We start from the raw sequence: 17,849 nt of genomic DNA on the forward strand, positions 1-17,849 counted from the left end.
TTGCCAGCAAACCCGCAGCCAACGTTAAAACGCGGGGTTCTTACAGAACGTCCAGCAGCTCTACGTCGAATACCAGCACGCTGTGCGGAGCAATGCTGCCAACGCCCTGGGCGCCGTAGGCCAGTTCGCTCGGCACGTAGATGCGCCATTTGCTACCGGCGTTCATCAGTTGCAGGGCTTCAGTCCAGCCAGCGATCACGCCGCCAACCGGGAATTCAGCCGGCTGACCACGATCGTAGGAGCTGTCGAACACAGTGCCATCAATCAGGGTGCCGTGGTAGTGAACACGTACGGTGTCTTCACGGGATGGCTTGGCGCCTTCACCCGCGGTTACCACTTCAAATTGCAGGCCGGAAGCCAGGGTGGTGATACCGTCTTTCTTGGCGTTTTCAGCCAGGAAAGCCTTGCCTTCGCCCGCAGCAGCTTCTGCCTTGGCAGCGGCTTCAGCTTGCATGATCTCGCGGATCACCTTAAAGCTAGCCGACATTTCTTCCTGGCCTACACGGCTTTCCTTGCCTGCGTAGGCGTCAGTCAGACCAGCCAGGATTGCATCCAGGCTGATGCCAGGCGGCGGGTTGTCGCGCAACTGGTCGCCCAACTGGCGGCCAATGCCGTAGCTGACGCGGGTTTCGTCGGTCGACAGATTTACTTCGGACATAACACTGCTCCGCTGTGGAGGGGCCGGAAAGAAGCCGCGTCAACCGCGACCCCGAACACCCTGAACCAAAAAAGGGCCAGCAGACTACCACAGCCCCCAAAGCCTTCGCAGCCCGGGGTTGGCTTCAGTGTTTGGTCAGCTTGTCCAGATAGCCCATTGCAAACGCCGACACCACAAAGGTCATGTGAATAATCACGTACCACATCAGGTACTCGGTCTCGATATTGCGCGCGTCCATAAACACCCGCAGCAGGTGGATCGACGAAATGGCCACAATCGATGCCGCGACTTTCATCTTCAGCGAGGTGGAGTCCATGGTGCCCAACCAGCTGAGCTTCTCCTTGTGCTCGTCGATATCCAGTTGCGAAACAAAGTTCTCATAACCGGAAATCATCACCATGACCAGCAAACCGCCTACCAGCGCCATGTCGATCAGCGACAGAATGACCAGGATCAAGTCAGACTCAGTTAGCGCAAACACGTTGGGGATTACGTGAAACACTTCCTGAAAGAACTTCAATGCCAAAGCCAGCAGGCCCAGTGAGAGCCCGAAGTAAATAGGCGCCAAAATCCAGCGCGAGGCGTACATTGCGTTTTCGATAAAGCGTTCCATTGAATCTCACAGGCTATTACAAAATGGGCGCGAGTATATCAGTGCGAAAAGCACTGTGTTAAAGGCTTGGAAACAGCCTGTAAAAACATTTTCTGCTAGTGTCCACCCTCTCAGCATTGTTTACGGACAGGAAAACCGAACCATGGATCTGCGATTCCCCCTGGCTTGTTTTGGGCTTTCGATGGCTTTGCTCGCTGTCGGCGGCTGCTCTCCTGACGACGAACATCAGCAGGCCAGCCTTGAGGAACGCAGCGCAGCGTTCGAACAGAGCCTGGACGGGATCAAGGATCAGCAGCTCAAGGATGCTGTGGCCGACCTCGGCGGCTCCTTGTTGTTGCTCGAACGGGCACGCCTCAAGCTGCAAGACAAGCCGATAGAAACCGAATACGGTGCCGACGACCTGGCGGTGCTCAAGCACTACCCGAGCAGCCAGGCGCTTACCGATACCTATATCAACGGTTTGTTTGTACTGCGCAAAAATACAAGTTCCGATTACCTGACGGACCTGGAGCCGGTCTTCCCGTTCCCGCTTAACAGTGCATCCGAGTTCCCGTTCCCCCATGCGCTGGAATGGCAGTCGGTGACCCTGAGCAACAAGCAAGAGGTGCCTTTTGCGCCAGAATGGTCCGAGAGCGATCCCGGCATCCAGCTGAGCCCCTCCAGCGCCAACCTGAGCAACCCTGACGACCTGACCGTCACTTACCCCTATATCGACGGGGTTGAAACCGCCAACACCCAACAACCTCAACCCCTGACACTGCACGGCAAAGTCGAAGTCATCGCGCCGGGCAAAGTGGTCAATTTCAACCTCACTGCCAAGGACGTGGGTAAAACCAGCACCGACGGCACGATCAGCGTAACCCTGCTGGCACTGGGCAAGAACTTTGCCGAAGTGGATATCGTCAACAGCGCTGCACTGGCCGAACAAGTGCGTGACACCCCGCTCAATCCGCTGATCATCCAGGCCCGCGACCGTACCGGGCAGTTCCTGACACGCTCAGGCTCAATCAACGAAAACGCCGAACAACTGGCGTTTTATCAGCAGCAATTGGCCGAAATGCTCAAGCAAACTGCCTGGAGTGACGCTTTCGAGCAACAACTGGATAACGAGCAAAAGGCCTTCGATCAGCAGCACCCGCATCACTACAGCAAGGTGTACTTCAACGGTACCGTGGAAAATGTCGACATCAACGTGCTCGATTTCTCCACCGCCAATGTCACCCGCAAGTCCCTCGACCTGCCTGTGCGTACACTGGACAAAAACGTGCTGGGCAAAGACATACAGCCCCTGCCGCTCAACGTTGTGGTGTATGACGATCAGGCCGCCAACTATTTGAAAGACGCCACGCTGGCACCCGAGCAACTGGAAAAAAGCGTGGTGATCAGCCAGTCGGTGGACGATGCCAGTGCCGCGTCCCTTGAGTTCAGCCACCCTGCCACTTTCAACGGTGAAATGCTCGGTACGCTCCCGGACAGGTCTGACGCGCCGGTGACCTTTTTTGCTGAAGACGACAACGGTAATCGCAGCGAGCCACTGGAACTGCCCGCCGAAGCCTTCGATGTGGACCCGCATGCAGGCGTTATCACCTACGACCTCAACCTGTTCCCCGAAACGCCAGCCTATGCGGTGGGCTCAATCCCCCTGTTTATTGCCGACATCGACAAGCAAGAGCTGGATATCACCCGCCTGCCCAAAGGCCTTGAGCTCAAAGGCAATGCCCTGATCGTTGATCAAAAAGTGTTCCCGGCCGAGGCCTGGCGCTTTTATGCCAAGGACGACACGGGTAATTATCTGAAGGAAGTGGCCGCAGTCAGCCATAGAAGCGAGCCCGATGGGGCGCCCGCATTTGACGTGCACTACTTTTATGGCCAGCCGACCCGACTGGAAAGCTATGCCCGCACCGCGCTGAACCCTGTCGAGTACGGATTTGAAGTCAAACTCGACAAAGCCCCTGAAGCCAGCACGCCACAATAAAACGCTGCCTAGCCGTGGCAACGCCCGCCATTGATCTGCCGCAACTGGGCCTGCACATGCAGGCACCAGATCTGCGGGTCGTTGGCGAGTTCATAGCCATGCAGGGTCAGGCTTTCAACGATTGATTCAAGAATGGTTTCGGCCACGAACGGCCCTGGGAACGGGCCCTGCGCCTTGATCGTTGAGGGTTGTTCGCCTGCCAGGCCGGCGGCGAAGAGCAGTGTCCACATCCCGTTGTTGCCTGCCAGCGGTCGAATGCTGCATTCAATACGGGTCACCAGGCCCAAGCATTGGCGAGTAAGGCAAAGGTTGCGCGACATGACGGCGACCCTCGGTAGAGTCTGTCTTCAGCCGCAGACTACGGGCTGCATCGATCCGGTGACGACAGTGGTGTCCATGACCTGAGAATAGAAGAAAATTTGCGTATGAAAAGTCACCAATGACCAACGGCTTTGTCGATTGGCATCGCAGATCTGTGGGAGCGGGCTTGCCCGCGATTGGATTGCCGCGGTGTAACCATTCCTCCGCGTCGTTCGCATCGCGAGCAAGCCCGCTCCCACAGGTTTCGCTTTAAGGGATCAGGCCGGTTTTTTCGCTGCCAGGGCTTCCGCCAGCAACTCCTTTTCGGCTTCCTTGAGGTCGTCGTCGTTGATCATTTCAGCAATCACCCGCAACCGCTCGACTACCCGGGCATTGACGCTGCCTTCCGGGAATTGTCCCTCTGCATCCGGCTCTCCCGCAGGCTCACCCACCAGCAAACTCAGGGCCTCATCGGCCTGACGCACGGCATAGACGTGGAACTTGCCATCACGCACTGCCTGCAGCACCTTCTCGTCCAGCATCAGGGTAGCCACGTTGGCCTGCGGAATGATCGCGCCCTGCTCGCCTGTCAGCCCGCGTGCTTCGCAGAGTCGGAAGAAGCCTTCGATTTTCTCGTTGACCCCACCCACGGCCTGCACTTCGCCGAACTGGTTGATCGAGCCGGTAATGGCAAAACACTGCTTGAGCGGGGTTTTTGACAGTGCCGAAATCAGCGTACAGGCCTCCCCCAGCGACGCACTGTCGCCATCGACATAACCGTAGGACTGCTCCAGCGCGATGCTGGCCGAAATCGCCAGCGGAAACTCCTGAGCATAACGGCTGCCCAGGTATCCGGTCAGAATCATCACGCCCTTGGAGTGGATCGGCTGCCCCAGGTTAACTTCGCGCTCGATATCGACAATACCGCTGCCGCCCGGATACACCGTGGCGGAAATCCGCGCAGGCACACCAAAGGCCGAGTCGCCGACTTCCAGCACCGTCAGGCCGTTGCACTTGCCCACGGCCGCGCCATCGGTATCGATCAGGATGATCCCCGCCAGCATGTCATCCAGGATACGCGCCGAGACTCGTCCGGTACGGGTTGCCTTGGCCTTGAGCGCACGCTCGATATGACCCGCATCGGTCATTTCATCGCCCGCCAGGTGACGGATGAAGTCCGCTTCGCTGACCAGTTGGAACAGATCGCCAATACGCGCCGACAAACGTCCCTGGTGCTCGGCCAGACGCGCGCTGTAGGTCGCCAGCCGCGCCACTGCACCGGCGGTCAGCGGTGCCATGCCTTCTTCCGAAGTGCGTGTAGTGAGCAACTGGGCAAACTGCTCAAGGCTCTCATCAACCATCGGGATATCTTCGTCGAAGTCCACCAGAACCCGGAACATTTCCTGGAAGTCCGGATCCAGGTCCTGCAGCGTGTAATACAGCTGGCGGGCACCGATGATGATGACCTTGACCTGCAGGGGGATGACCTGCGGGTTGAGCGTCACGGTGGCCAGGCGCCCCATTTCGCCCAGCGGCGACTCCATCTTCAGCTTGCGCGATTGCAGGGCACGCTTGAGAGCATCCCAGACAAAAGGCTCGCTGAGCATTTTCTCGGCTTCAAGAATCAAAAAGCCGCCATTGGCACGGTGCAAGGCGCCCGGGCGCAACTGTCGATAAGTGGTGTAGAGCGCGCCCTGGTCAGTGCTGTATTCGATACGGCCAAACAGGTTGTCGTAGGTCGGGTGCGGCTCGAACACTACCGGCGCACCGCCGCTTAGCGGCTGCCCTACCACCAGGCTCGGCAGGTACTGCTCTTCAAGCAGCTTGCGCGCCTGGGCGTCGGTCTTGCTGTCGTCGACCAGTTGCTCGACCACGGTTTTCAGCAAGTAAACCTGCATCGCCTGCAGATAACCGCAAACCGCGGCATTTTCGGCGTATTTTTGCGACAACGGCGACAGCAACGGCTGCAGGGCCAGGGTGATGGTTTCTTCGTTCAGTTGGCGCAGCTGATTGTTCGACTCACGCTTCCACTGCGGCAGACTGGCCAGCTCTTCGTTCAGTCGCTCCTCCAGCTCGGAAATATCTTCATGGAAGCGTTCACGATCAGCCTCAGGCAATTGCGAAAACTCGGCCTCATCCAGCGCCTTGCCATCACTCATCGGCGTAAATGCCACGTTGCTGCTGTCGCGATAGAGCGCCACGCCTTTTTCCAGGGCCAGACGCTCGATCACATCCAGCGCACGGTCGTAACGCTGATTGAAGCCGCGGTCGATCGCGCTTTTGCGTTGTTGATACGTCGGGTGTTCAAACACTGCCGGGAAGGTCGCCAGCAGGTTGTCGATCAAGTGATTGATATCGCCAATAAAGGCACCAGCGCTACTGGACGGCAGCTCCAGGGCTCGCGGCTCACGGGGCTCATCGAAGTTGTTGACGTAGACCCAGTCGCTCGGCGACTTCAGGCGCTTGCCCTCGGCCTTGAGGTAGCGTTTGACGAACGAGAAACGACCGGTTCCCGGCTCGCCCATGACAAAAACGTTGTAACCCGGACGTGGCATGGCCACGCCGAACTGCAAGGCCTCGACCGCACGTTCCTGGCCGAGAATGCCGCGAAAAGGCTCCAGATCATTGGTGTTCGAGAAGCTGAACTGTTCAGCAGAAAAAGGACGGGTTAGCGCATCAGGCGCTAGACGCAAGCTGGTGGCAACAGAATCAGGCATCGGGCTTCCTTACATCGGGCGGGGCAGATGGCAGCATTCTGGCGCTGGCTGCACATCACTGGCAAGGCGAACAACACGGGAAAGCACGCCCCCCAATGTTTAGGGGCCAAAAATGTGCAGCAACAGCGATTGTTTTACAAAAAGCCACGGAACCCCCCGAACGTGCCTAGACTCCAAGCTGTTACGCGGCTGGACGGTATAACCGGCCCGTACTGGCGCTTCAGGGCCAGAAACCCTTGTCCATTGGTTGCATACCTATAGAGAACAAAGCTTATGAAACGGATTCTTCTTGGTACTCTCTTTACAGTTGTTTCCCTCAACGCCATGGCCCAGGCACCGGGCGGCCCTAACTGCGGTTGGGGCAACATGCTGTTTGAAGGCCAGCGCGGCACTCCTGCCCACTTCCTGGCATCCACCACAAACGGCACGTCCGGCAACGCCACCTTCGGCATGACCTCCGGCACCAACGGCTGTACCACCAAGGACGCCCTGACTTACGGCGGCAAATCGTGGATTGCCATGAATGGCATGATGAACGAGCTGTCCGAAGACATGGCCAAAGGCAATGGCGAAGCACTGACCACCTACGCGGTGGTACTGGGCGTCGCCCCTGAAGACCGCGAGCATTTCGCCGCCGTCACCCACGAGCACTTCCAGCAAATCTTCAGCAAAGCCGATGTCACGGCTGAAGACGTACACAGCAATACTCTGGTCATCCTCAAGGGCGATGCACGCCTGGCCAAATACGCCACCGCGGCGTAAGTAAATGAGACCCGCCCGCTCCTCTCGGAGCGGGTATTCTCCTGCTTCACTTCTCTTCGTCTGACAACAGTTGCCGAACATGCTCAAACGCCTTGCCTATCTGGCGCTCTGTGCCTGCGCCCCGCTGTATGCCGCACCCCATATCGACGATCAACGTGTGCAGCAGTTGGCCAACGACCCTTTCTGGATTTCGCTGGGGCACTACGAAGCCGGCAAGCTGAGCGGCTGGCGAAGCTATGTCAGCGACGACAAATTCTTTCTCGCCGCCCAGGGCGCCCATCACCCTGATGCCGAACTGCGTGCCACGGTTGAGGCGTTGTATGCGCCCTTGAGCCTGGGCGACAAACACCCGCAGTGCGTGTACCCGGCCCGTACCCGCTGGCTCAAGGCCCAACTGAATCTGACCGACCTGCCCAAGGCCGAATGCGCAGAGTTCAGCCAATGGTTCAAGGACGTGGCACCCCACAGCACGGTGATGATTTTCCCGGCGGCCTACCTCAACAGCCCGTCCTCCATGTTCGGCCATACCCTGTTACGCATCGACCAGGCCGATGTGCAGGACAACAAGACCGCCCTGCTCAGCTACGCGATCAACTTCGGCGCCTATATCGAGGGTTCCGACAACAGTATCCTGTACGCCTGGAAGGGCTTGGCCGGTGGCTATCCGGGCCTGTTCGCCCTGGTGCCCTATCAGGAGAAACTCTCGGAGTACCGGAGCCTTGAAAACCGCGACCTGTGGGAATACCGCCTTAATCTGACACCCGAAGAAACCCAACGCATGGTTGAACATGTGTGGGAACTCAAACAGATCCAGTTCGACTATTTCTTCTTTGACGAAAACTGCTCCTACCGCCTGCTGGAGCTGCTGCAAGTGGCCCGCCCGGGCCTGCAACTGACCACCCAGTTTCCGCTGACCGCGATCCCCACCGACACCGTGAAAGCGGTCAAGGAAGCCGGACTGGTTGAAAGTATCGAGTACCGCCCGTCCCGCGAACGGGAGCTGCTGGACCGGGCCAAGGCCCTCGATCCAGAAGAGCAGCAATGGGTATTGCAGGTCAGCGCCGATCAAGCCCAATTGCAAACCCCGGCCTTCAAGGCGCTACCCAAAGCGCGCCAGGCGTTGATTATCGACGCGGCTTACCGGCTTGAGCGGTACCGGGCCAATGGCCTTGAGCGCGATCCTGCACGCTCGCAGCGCAGTTTCGAACTGCTACGGGCGATCAATCAGAACCCCGCGCCAGAACTGCAAGTCGACAAACCCGAACTGCCTGAAAACGGCCACGAGTCGCGCACCTGGCAGCTGGGCGCCGGTAGCCGTGACGACAAGGCCTTTGCCGAATATGGCCTGCGCATGGCTTACCACGACCTCAACGACAACGCACCGGGCTTTCCCCTGGGCGCGCAGATTGAAATTCTGCAACTGAAACTGCGCCAGTACGAAGGCAACAAGTGGCAAGTGCAACAACTGGACCTGGCCAATATCCGCTCCCTGACCCCGCGCAATGACCTGCTGCAACCCTGGTCATGGCAAGTGGGCGGCGGGCTGGAACGGGTACTCGGCAAGCATGGCGACGAAAACCTGGTCAGTCATGTCAATGGCGGTGCAGGCGGCACCTGGCAATTGGCGGACAATATGCTCGGTTTCGCTCTCGGTACGGTACGCATCGAGCACAACAACGACTTCGCGGCGTTTGTGTCACCGGCAGCGGGCTTCAATACCGGGCTTCTTTGGCGTAACCCGGTGGGCAACCTGAGCCTGGAAGCCAAGGGCGACTACTTCACCAACGGTGAAGTCCGTCGTAGCCTGAGCCTTAATCAGCAATGGGAAGTTTCGCGAAATCTTGGTCTGCGCCTGAGCGCACAGCGTGAGTTCAGCAAACTGACCACCCCTATCAACGAAGTGATGCTGGAGCTGAAGTGGTATCACTACTAAGGAGTTTTCAAGACATGGTTGTTAATTGTGATTCCCTCGAGCAGGTGCGCGAGAAAATCGATGGGCTGGATCGCCAGATTGTCGGCCTGATCGCCGAGCGCGGGGCTTACGTATCGCAAGCGGCGCGGTTTAAAAAAGACAGCGATGCGGTCAGGGCGCCGCAGCGGGTTGAGCAGCTGATTGGCAAGGTGCGGACGTTGGCCGATGAGCTGGGCGCCAACCCGGACGTCACTGAAAGCGTCTACCGCGCCATGATCGCGGCCTTTATCGAACAGGAACTGGCTGAACACAAGACGCTTGCAAAATAGACAGCCCCAATGTGGGAGCGGGCTTGCCCGCTCCCACAGGATGGGGTTACACCACGCCTTGGGCCAGCATTGCGTCGGCAACTTTGACGAAACCGGCAATGTTCGCGCCTTTTACGTAGTTGATCCGCCCGTTTTCCTCGCCGTAGTGCACGCAAGCGTGGTGGATCGACTGCATGATGTTGTGCAACTTGCTGTCCACTTCGCCGGCCGTCCACAGCAGACGCATGGCGTTTTGCGACATTTCCAGCCCGCTCACCGCCACGCCACCGGCGTTGGATGCCTTGCCCGGTGCAAACAAAATACCTGCTTCGATAAACAGATCGACCGCTTCCAGGGTGGTCGGCATGTTCGCACCTTCAGCCACGCACACGCAGCCATTGGCCAGCAACGTACGGGCCGCTTCAGCGTCCAGCTCATTCTGGGTAGCGCATGGCAGCGCGATATCACACGCCAGGCTCCACGGGTGCTGCCCTGCCAGGAATTCAACCCCGAACTGCCCCGCCAACTCGCTGATACGGCCGCGCTTGACGTTTTTCAGTTCCATGAGCGCTTCCCACTGCTCTTCGCTCAAACCGGCTTCGCAATACAGCGTGCCTTCGGAATCCGACAGCGAAATAACCTTGCCGCCCAGGTCCATGACCTTGCGCGCGGCGTATTGCGCCACGTTACCCGAGCCCGAAATCGCCACGCGCTTGCCGTCGATGCGCTGGCCGCTGCGCTTGAGCATTTCCTGGGCGAAGTACACACAACCAAAGCCGGTAGCTTCAGGACGGATCAGACTGCCACCGTAGCTCATGCCTTTGCCGGTCAATACGGAGGTGAACTGGTTGCTCAGGCGCTTGTACTGACCAAACATAAAGCCGATTTCGCGGGCGCCGACACCGATGTCGCCTGCTGGCACATCAACATCCGAACCGATATGGCGATACAGCTCGCTCATAAAGGCCTGGCAGAAACGCATGACTTCGGCGTCGCTCTTGCCCTTGGGGTTGAAGTCCGAACCGCCCTTGCCGCCGCCCATGGGCAAGGAGGTCAGGGAGTTCTTGAAGGTTTGCTCAAAGGCCAGAAACTTGAGGACGCCCAGATTCACCGACGGATGAAAACGCAGACCGCCCTTGTACGGACCAATGGCGCTGTTCATCTGGATACGGAAGCCGCGGTTAACCCGCACTTTGCCTTCGTCATCTACCCACGAAACGCGGAACACGATCGCACGCTCTGGTTCGCAAATGCGCTCAAGAATCCCTGAAGTCAGATAATGCGGATTGGCTTCAAGAAACGGCCACAGACTGCGAAGGACCTCTTCCACTGCCTGGTGGAATTCTGGTTGGTCCGGGTCACGTTTTTTCAGGCGGGCAAGGAACTGGTCGACGGATTCGATCATGGTAAGTCTCGGCAAATTTATTGTCGTTAAACGGAGATTGACCGGAACTTTATCAATTCATGTGGCACCGCGACAGCGCAAAATGTCGCAGTTATGAATTTAAATGGTGCATTTATATAAATAGCACCGATTTATCGGGCTTTTGCGCACCAAAAAAATACTTCTTGTACCCAGTTTCGCACCAACTTATAAACGCCAAAATCCCATTGTGGGAGGGGGAAAAGGTTTGTGATGCGCAAAAAAAACGGCGCCCGAAGGCGCCGTTCTGTTATGCAAACTGCCCTTACTGGGCCAGTTTTTTGTGACGCACACGGTGCGGCAGGGTAGCCGCTTCGCCGAGGCGCTTTTTACGGTCAGCTTCGTACTCGGTGTAGTTACCTTCGAAGAAGATCGCCTGCGAGTCGTCTTCGTACGCCAGGATGTGAGTCGCGACGCGGTCAAGGAACCACCGATCGTGAGAGATCACAATGGCGGCGCCAGGGAAGTCCAGCAGTGCTTCTTCAAGCGAACGCAATGTCTCAACGTCAAGGTCGTTGGACGGTTCGTCGAGCAGCAGCACGTTGGCGCCCTCTTTCAAGGTCAGGGCCAGGTGCAGGCGACCACGCTCACCACCGGACAGATCCTTGACGAACTTCTGCTGATCGCCACCTTTGAAGTTGAAACGACCTACATAGGTACGCGACGGGATTTCATAGTTACCAATACGGATCACATCGGAACCGTCAGAAATCGCCTGGAACACCGTCTTGCTGCCATCCAGGTCGTCACGGCTCTGGTCAACGCACGCCAGTTGCACGGTTTCACCGATTTCGATGCTGCCCGAATCCGGCTGTTCCTTGCCCATCAGCATGCGGAACAGGGTCGATTTACCGGCACCGTTACCACCGATCACGCCAACAATGGCGCCTTTGGGCATGGCGAACGACAGGTTGTCGATCAGCACGCGATCGCCGTAACCCTTGGAGACGTTCTTGAACTCGATAACCTTGTCACCCAGGCGCGGACCGGCCGGGATGTAGATTTCGTTGGTTTCGCTGCGCTTCTGGAATTCCTGCGACTGCAGTTCTTCGAAACGTTGCAGACGGGCCTTGGACTTGGACTGACGCGCCTTGGCACCTTTGCGAACCCATTCCAGCTCGTCTTTCATGGCCTTTTCATGGGCCGACTGCTGCTTGGATTCCTGGGCCAGACGATCGGACTTGGCTTCCAGCCAGCCCGAATAGTTGCCCTCGTAAGGAATGCCCGCACCGCGGTCAAGCTCCAGAATCCAGCCCGCTACGTTATCCAGGAAGTAACGGTCGTGCGTAATCGCAACCACGGTACCCGGGAAGTCGTGCAGGAAGTGCTCCAGCCAGGCGACCGAATCGGCATCCAGGTGGTTGGTCGGTTCATCGAGCAGCAGCATGTCCGGGGCCGACAGCAGCAGGCGACAAAGGGCAACACGGCGCTTCTCACCACCCGACAGGTGCTCTACCTTGGCATCCCAGGCCGGCAGGCGCAGCGCATCGGCTGCAACTTCCAGCTGGCGCTCAAGGTTGTGCCCGTCGCTTGCTTGCAGGATCGCTTCGAGCTTGGCCTGTTCTGCGGCCAGCTTGTCGAAGTCGGCATCAGGGTCGGCATATTCGGCATACACTTGATCAAGACGCGCCTGAGCGTCCTTGATCACGCTAACGGCTTCTTCAACCACTTCGCGTACGGTTTTGCTCGGATCCAGCTGCGGTTCCTGCGGCAGGTAACCGATGTTCAGGTCCGGCATCGGACGGGCTTCGCCGTCGAACTCGGTGTCAACGCCTGCCATGATTTTCAACAGGGTGGATTTACCCGAACCGTTCAAGCCGAGTACGCCGATTTTGGCCCCCGGGAAAAACGACAGGGAGATGTTTTTCAGGATTTCCCGCTTCGGCGGAACAACTTTGCTCAGCCGATGCATGGTGAAAACGTAAGAGCCTGTTTTGCCTGCTTTGTCACTTTTTGACATGGTTTGATTCGCCTTTAATCCTGTGTTTTCAGTGCTTTAATGGTAGCGAAAACGCTTAAATTCTGGAAAGCAAAACGTTAGGTTCTGCATTGACCTTACCCTGTTCCTGACTATACTTAGAAAAGTTATGTTTTATGAGGGAGCAACATGGATTTCCAGGTCATAGAGCAGATTGTGAATGGTGCTCGTAGAAAGCTGCTGGTGCAAGACTGCATCCCGGTTTACTACCCCAATCTTTACATCACCATGGAGCACTCCGGCAGAGCACTGGAAACAACAAAGAAGTACCTTGAGCATCTGATTGTGCTTGAACAGTTTCTGTCCTTTTCCTCCATTGATCTGATTTCTCGCCTCGAACAGCGCCCTCACAGCCAATACCTGACAGACAGTGAGCTTTCTAGATTTGTGTCGGACGCGGGGTTTCGCAAGGAAACCTTGGCCATGAAGTATGCGGGGATACGTTTACATCCGACTGCATACAGATCCGTTGGCAAAGCCCATGCGCAGCAGCGAATCGAAGCGGTACGCGACTATCTGGGCTTCCTCTATGACAAGTTGGGTGATCACTCAACACGATATGAGGCGGTTGACGATCTGAAGAAGCGCATCAACCGCAAGATCAAAGCAGCCAGACCTGCGTGGAAAAAAAAGCGAACGGAAGAGATGAAGGGCCTAACGAGTCAGGAGCGAACTCGATTGCTGGAAATCATGCATCCGAATAGCGCCGAGAACCCCTTTTCAGATGGCGCAATCAGGCTGCGTAACTACATCATTTTGCTGTTGGGACTCGACATGGGGCTGCGACGCTCCGAGATGCTGCTGATCAAGACCAGCGATATTCACTGGCACAGTCGTCAACTGGCGGTGGTCAACCTGGAGGATGAGAGCCTCGATCCGCGAACGATGGCTCCGCAATTCAAAACCCACGAGCGCATGTTGGTGATGACCGATGAACTCTATGACGCGATTACTGAGTACGAATCGAAATATCGCCAAAGAAGGCCCCGTAGCGGCACATCGCAAGCGAGGAAGCATCCGTTTTTGCTGGTGGCGCACAAGCGAAATGAGGGCGGGCCTCTGACCATCAAGGCAATCGATGGCGTTCTGTCCAGGGTTCGAGAAATAGCGCCGGAAATGGCTCATGTGCACCCGCATATTCTCAGGCATGACGCGGTCTACACGATGCTGGAAAGCATGCGTGAGGAGCTGGCAGCGTTCACGCCGGAGGATCGCACCACGCAAGTTCAAAAGACCCTCACATGGATGTTCGGCTGGAGTCCCGAATCGAACATGCCCGGCCTCTACGGCGCGAAGTTCTGGAAGGAGGAGGCAGACAAAGCGATACAGAAACGGGCCGAGCGGTTTAAGGCCAATCGTCAGAAAGCCGGCACGACACCAGGAGGTTCAGCGTGAACATCGCCGTCGAAGCACTTCAGGCACCCACGAAGGACAGCCTCGATGCATGGCTGAGCGCGCCTCGCTTGGCGAAATGTGGGGAGGTGTTCACACCCGCAGAACCAATGTGGAAACCGGATAAATCGGCCAGAATCTCAGTCAACTGGGAAGCGGCCCTTGCCTGCGTCTCGCCGGATTGGCAGCCCTGGTTGCACGCCGCCCTGGCGTATCGAATGGCCGATCAGGTAGCGGACTCGGTTGCTCAGCTCGCCAGTGTGTTGTCGCGGGCTGCTCAGGCCGGGCTTGACCCGCTCAACGAGAATCACCTGATCGCTCTGCGGGAGCGCTTTAACGGGAACGAATCCAGTACTCTCGGCGCTTTCATGGCCTTTTGGCACGACTGCGAATCCCTCGAACAACGTCCGCCGCGAACCCTGATCGAGGCCTACCAGGCACTGCCCAGGAAAAAGGGTTCCAGCAAGGATGTGGTCCTCAGCCTGGCCCCCGAAGAAGGCCCGCTCACGCAGGTGGAGCAGGACGCGCTGCACCAATGGATACATGAGCAGTTCTGTCACGGTCAGCTAGATCCCGAGCAGTACCTGTATCTGCGCCTGTTGATGATTTACGGGCAGCGTGGCGCTCAGGTACGCATGATGGTTTTTGGTGATTTCACGAAAACCGACCAGGGCTGCAAGGTCAGGTTTCATTGGGCAAAGCAAAAAGACGACGAGGCGGGTTGGCGAACAAAGTCCGAAACCTTCAGTCTGGATGAGGACCTCTACAACACCGTGCAGGCTTACAAGGACATGGTTCTGGCGCAACTCTGGCAAACCTATCCAGACGGTGCCGACTGGAATGCAGCCATTGAGAATGTGCCGCTCTTTCGTCGGAAGCTGGATGATGAGGCAGAATTTTCGGAGCGGTTTGATCCCCCTGTTTTGCTGGATAGCCCCCTGCAAAAAGCCCTCGAAGAGGCACCGCAGCCGATCTTTCATGTTGGATCAACCACGGTTCGGAGATGGCTTAAGCGAATCGAGCGGATGGAGGGCTTTCCGATTTCGCCTCGCACCCATCAGCCGCTGAAAGTGACACGGGGACACCGGTTCAGGCACACCCTCGGCACGGACCTGTCCAATGCGGGGCTGGACGAGTGGTCGATGGCCCGCGCATTGATGCACAAAAATACTCAGACAGTGCGAAAGTACCGCCAGGTGTCGGCTGAACTGCTGGCGTTGATCGACGCGAAGATGAGCGACCATCTGGCCTTGGTTGTGAATGCGTTCACCGGGATCATCGTCACGGATCGCACCTCAGCAAAGAACGGGGATCGAGCGGATCGACAAATCGAGGATGTGGCAGTGTGCGGTGCCATTGCCACCTGCCATCTCGATGCCCCCTTCACTTGTTATCCCTGCGGAAAATTCCAACCCCTGCTGGACGCCGATCACGGCGCGGTTCTGGAGCGGTTGGAGCGTCGTCGGGCGCAAACCCTTGCCACGGATAAAACGACCGGCGTGCTCTGGGATCGGGCCATTCTGGCGTGCCGCAAGGTGATTCTGGATTGTGAGGCCATGCGCCAATCAGGGAGGAAAGGCGAGTGACCGATGCGTTTGATTCTGAGCCGACGAACAATATTGTCGATTTTAAGCCCAGGAGCCAACTGGCTGCGGAGGCTCAGCTCGCGGCGGTTATCCAATGGGCAAAACAGACCCTGCCCAAAGGCATTCCCAATCGCGTGCACGAGAGTATTTGCTGGGAAGACGGCAGTTGGCACGAGCATGGCCTCAAAAGCTGCAGCTTCACGGCACTGGGATCGACCAGAGTTGCCCCGAAGGCGATACAGGCACCCTTCACGGAGTTTGCCAAGGCCATCATGGTGTACCGGCGGGTGTATTTGCAGAAAAAGGCTGTTGGAGAGTGGCTGGATGCCCTGAAGGTGCTGGAAGCCGCCCTGTTCGAGTTGACCGGCACGCGGGATGTGACGCAGGTGTCCGCCGCGGTCTGTAATAAAGCGTGCGAGCACCTGAACCGTCACTGGGCAAAAGGCGACACCGCATACCGTTCCGGGCTGGCACTTGCGGCCCTCATCCCCCTGATGCGGGCCAAAAAACTGCTCAAGACCGATTTTCGGTGGACCTCTCCGCTGACGCTGAAGCCCCGTGGCACACTCAAGCAACAAAAAGAGGATCGGGAACAGAAGCTGCCCAGGCCCGAAGCGATCAAAGCGCTCGGGGAGATGTTCAATAACGAATTGACACGCCCGCTCGATATCGTTGTGACATCCGCCTGTGCGCTGTTGCTGAGCGCCCCGAGTCGTGTGGGTGAATTGGCGGATATTGAATTGGATTGCCTAGTGTTCAAAGAGGACACCCAGGGTAAGGGGCGCCTGTTCCTGCGCTGGTATGCGGAAAAGATAAACCAGGTCACGCTGAAGCCCGTCGTTAAGCCCGAGATGGAGCCGGTCGTCGAGCGTGTCATCACCTTACTGCAACCGATCACCGATGAGGCGCGGGCTTACGCCGCCTGGCTGGAAGACCATCCCGATGAGTTCCCGCCCCATGAAGGGCTGCCCCCCAAGGGACCTGATGAACCGCTCACCTGTGCCGAAGCCTGTGCCGCGCTGAAACTCTCCAGTCGTGAGAACGCTTGGCGATCCCAATTCAATGCCAACTTCCTCAAACCCCTGGAGCAGAAAAAGGCGCTCAGCCCCGCCGCCCGAGACCTGTTGGCCGAAATCCGTGAAGGATGGGATACCAGCACAGGGAAGCAGATCCGCGCCAAGGGCAAGCTCCAGGGTGTTGAGTTTGACGACCGGTGTGTGATCACGCTGCGCAAGCTCAATGTGCTGTTGCGGGAGAAGTATCTCCCGAAGGATTTTCCATACACCACGTCGTACACGCAGGGTAAAGCACGGGTGAAGTACCGTGATGCCTTGTTCACCGTGCGCACGGGAGCGCTGGCTGAAGACTCAAGCCACATTGCTGTGACACACGGGTTTGGTGTAGAGATCGCGGTGAGCACTATCCGAATGGCTGTGGAATTAGGCGGTTCGAACAACCCGGTAAGGAAAAGTCTGTTCGAGCGCCATGGATACCCCGGTGTCAAGGTCAACACGCACGCGTTTCGGCACGAATTGAACACGCGGATGCACCAGGCCGGTCTGTCGCAGCTGCTGATTGACGCCTTCTCCGGGCGCACGACGATGGGATCGGTCTACAACCACGAGACCATCGAGGAGCGCACTCAAGGGGTTGCGGCGTACCACCCCAAAACCAAGCAGAGCACAGCGACTCAGCGTCTGGAGAAGGTCAAAACCAATCAGCCACTGAGCCTGATTGAGGTGATGGAACTGCGCGAGGGTGAGCAGGACCGCATTATCCATCAAACCCATCTCGGCGTTTGTGTGCACAACTTCGCGTCCGAGCCCTGCCCGAAAATGGGCGCTTGTCTGGACTGCGGGCGGCTTGGCTGCGTCAAGGGGGATGAGGTGAAGTTGGCCAACCTCAAGGAAGAAAGCGACGACCTCAAACGCCGCCTCGATAAAGCCCTGGATGCACGGTCTCGGGGTGTGTTTGGGGCATCGGAGTCGGCCAAAAAACTGGGTGAGAAGCTCTTTAAGTGCGAGGCGCTAATCCAAATGCTGGAAAACTCCGAACTCGAAAACGGTGACATTGTGTGGAACGCCGATAACGGTTGGACGCTGACCAAAAATGCCGCCGCAATGTCGGGGCTGATCGAGGTCAAAGTCATTGAAGAGAACCAGACGCAAGAGGCGTTGTCATCGTTGGATGACGTCTTAGCTTTGCTTGATGAGATCGAGGGTTAA

13 protein-coding genes are annotated in these 17,849 nt (G+C 57.5%); 7 read left to right on the forward strand and 6 right to left on the reverse strand.

Annotation, left to right across the window (positions count from 1 at the left end; genetic code table 11):
* Positions 1-40: 40 nt before the first annotated feature.
* Together GHO42_RS00620 and GHO42_RS00625 are read right to left on the reverse strand one after the other, a co-directional pair.
* Positions 41-658, reverse strand: a complete 618-nt coding sequence (locus tag GHO42_RS00620) for an FKBP-type peptidyl-prolyl cis-trans isomerase (RefSeq protein WP_016779413.1) — start codon at positions 656-658, stop codon at positions 41-43.
* Positions 659-782: 124 nt separating this feature from the next.
* Entirely contained in the window at positions 783-1,271 is a 489-nt protein-coding gene (locus GHO42_RS00625) for a TIGR00645 family protein (protein ID WP_016779412.1), read from the reverse strand.
* Between the two features lie 142 nt (positions 1,272-1,413).
* On the opposite strand from GHO42_RS00625, the gene GHO42_RS00630 reads away from it, so the two are divergent.
* Positions 1,414-3,246, forward strand: coding sequence for a hypothetical protein (locus GHO42_RS00630; protein ID WP_133143774.1), 1,833 nt, complete (start codon positions 1,414-1,416; stop codon positions 3,244-3,246).
* 8 nt (positions 3,247-3,254) lie between these two features.
* On the opposite strand, the gene GHO42_RS00635 is transcribed toward GHO42_RS00630, so the two are convergent.
* Both GHO42_RS00635 and GHO42_RS00640 read right to left on the reverse strand, forming a co-directional pair.
* The gene (locus GHO42_RS00635) at positions 3,255-3,566 is read right to left on the reverse strand and encodes a hypothetical protein (protein WP_094999355.1); all 312 of its coding nucleotides are present in this window, start codon (positions 3,564-3,566) and stop codon (positions 3,255-3,257) included.
* Positions 3,567-3,824: 258 nt separating this feature from the next.
* Positions 3,825-6,263 carry a Lon protease family protein gene (locus GHO42_RS00640; protein ID WP_094999356.1) on the reverse strand — a complete coding sequence of 813 codons (2,439 nt, stop codon included), beginning with the start codon at positions 6,261-6,263 and terminating at the stop codon, positions 3,825-3,827.
* A gap of 273 nt (positions 6,264-6,536) precedes the next feature.
* On the opposite strand from GHO42_RS00640, the gene GHO42_RS00645 reads away from it, so the two are divergent.
* The 3 genes from GHO42_RS00645 (at position 6,537) to GHO42_RS00655 (ending at position 9,266) form a co-directional block, all read left to right on the forward strand.
* Positions 6,537-7,025, forward strand: a complete 489-nt coding sequence (locus tag GHO42_RS00645; protein ID WP_153327047.1) for a DUF3015 domain-containing protein — start codon at positions 6,537-6,539, stop codon at positions 7,023-7,025.
* Positions 7,026-7,104: 79 nt separating this feature from the next.
* Positions 7,105-8,958 carry a DUF4105 domain-containing protein gene (locus GHO42_RS00650; protein ID WP_095021254.1) on the forward strand — a complete coding sequence of 618 codons (1,854 nt, stop codon included), beginning with the start codon at positions 7,105-7,107 and terminating at the stop codon, positions 8,956-8,958.
* A gap of 14 nt (positions 8,959-8,972) precedes the next feature.
* Positions 8,973-9,266, forward strand: a complete 294-nt coding sequence (locus tag GHO42_RS00655) for a chorismate mutase (RefSeq protein ID WP_133143776.1) — start codon at positions 8,973-8,975, stop codon at positions 9,264-9,266.
* 46 nt (positions 9,267-9,312) lie between these two features.
* Here the strand turns inward: GHO42_RS00655 and gdhA are convergent, their stop codons facing one another.
* Positions 9,313-10,650, reverse strand: coding sequence for an NADP-specific glutamate dehydrogenase (gdhA, locus tag GHO42_RS00660; RefSeq protein ID WP_094999359.1), 1,338 nt, complete (start codon positions 10,648-10,650; stop codon positions 9,313-9,315).
* A gap of 283 nt (positions 10,651-10,933) precedes the next feature.
* The gene (gene ettA / locus GHO42_RS00665) at positions 10,934-12,628 is read right to left on the reverse strand and encodes an energy-dependent translational throttle protein EttA (RefSeq protein WP_133143777.1); all 1,695 of its coding nucleotides are present in this window, start codon (positions 12,626-12,628) and stop codon (positions 10,934-10,936) included.
* A 147-nt stretch (positions 12,629-12,775) separates the two neighbouring features.
* Between ettA and GHO42_RS00670 the strand changes: the two genes are divergently transcribed.
* Genes GHO42_RS00670 through GHO42_RS00680 form a run of 3 tightly spaced genes read left to right on the forward strand, consistent with a single transcriptional unit; the run spans position 12,776 to position 17,849 of the window.
* Positions 12,776-14,041, forward strand: a complete 1,266-nt coding sequence (locus GHO42_RS00670) for a site-specific integrase (protein WP_048388104.1) — start codon at positions 12,776-12,778, stop codon at positions 14,039-14,041.
* Complete coding sequence (locus tag GHO42_RS00675; protein WP_133143778.1) at positions 14,038-15,624, forward strand: site-specific integrase; 1,587 nt, start codon at positions 14,038-14,040, stop codon at positions 15,622-15,624. The genes GHO42_RS00670 and GHO42_RS00675 overlap by 4 nt, the downstream gene beginning before the upstream one ends.
* A complete protein-coding gene (locus tag GHO42_RS00680; protein ID WP_178126951.1) occupies positions 15,621-17,849 on the forward strand; it encodes a hypothetical protein in 2,229 nt (742 codons plus the stop codon). Before GHO42_RS00675 ends, GHO42_RS00680 begins: the two co-directional genes overlap by 4 nt.

The organism is Pseudomonas sp. FSL R10-0056, assembly GCF_009600105.1.
Taxonomy (GTDB): domain Bacteria; phylum Pseudomonadota; class Gammaproteobacteria; order Pseudomonadales; family Pseudomonadaceae; genus Aquipseudomonas; species Aquipseudomonas bubulae.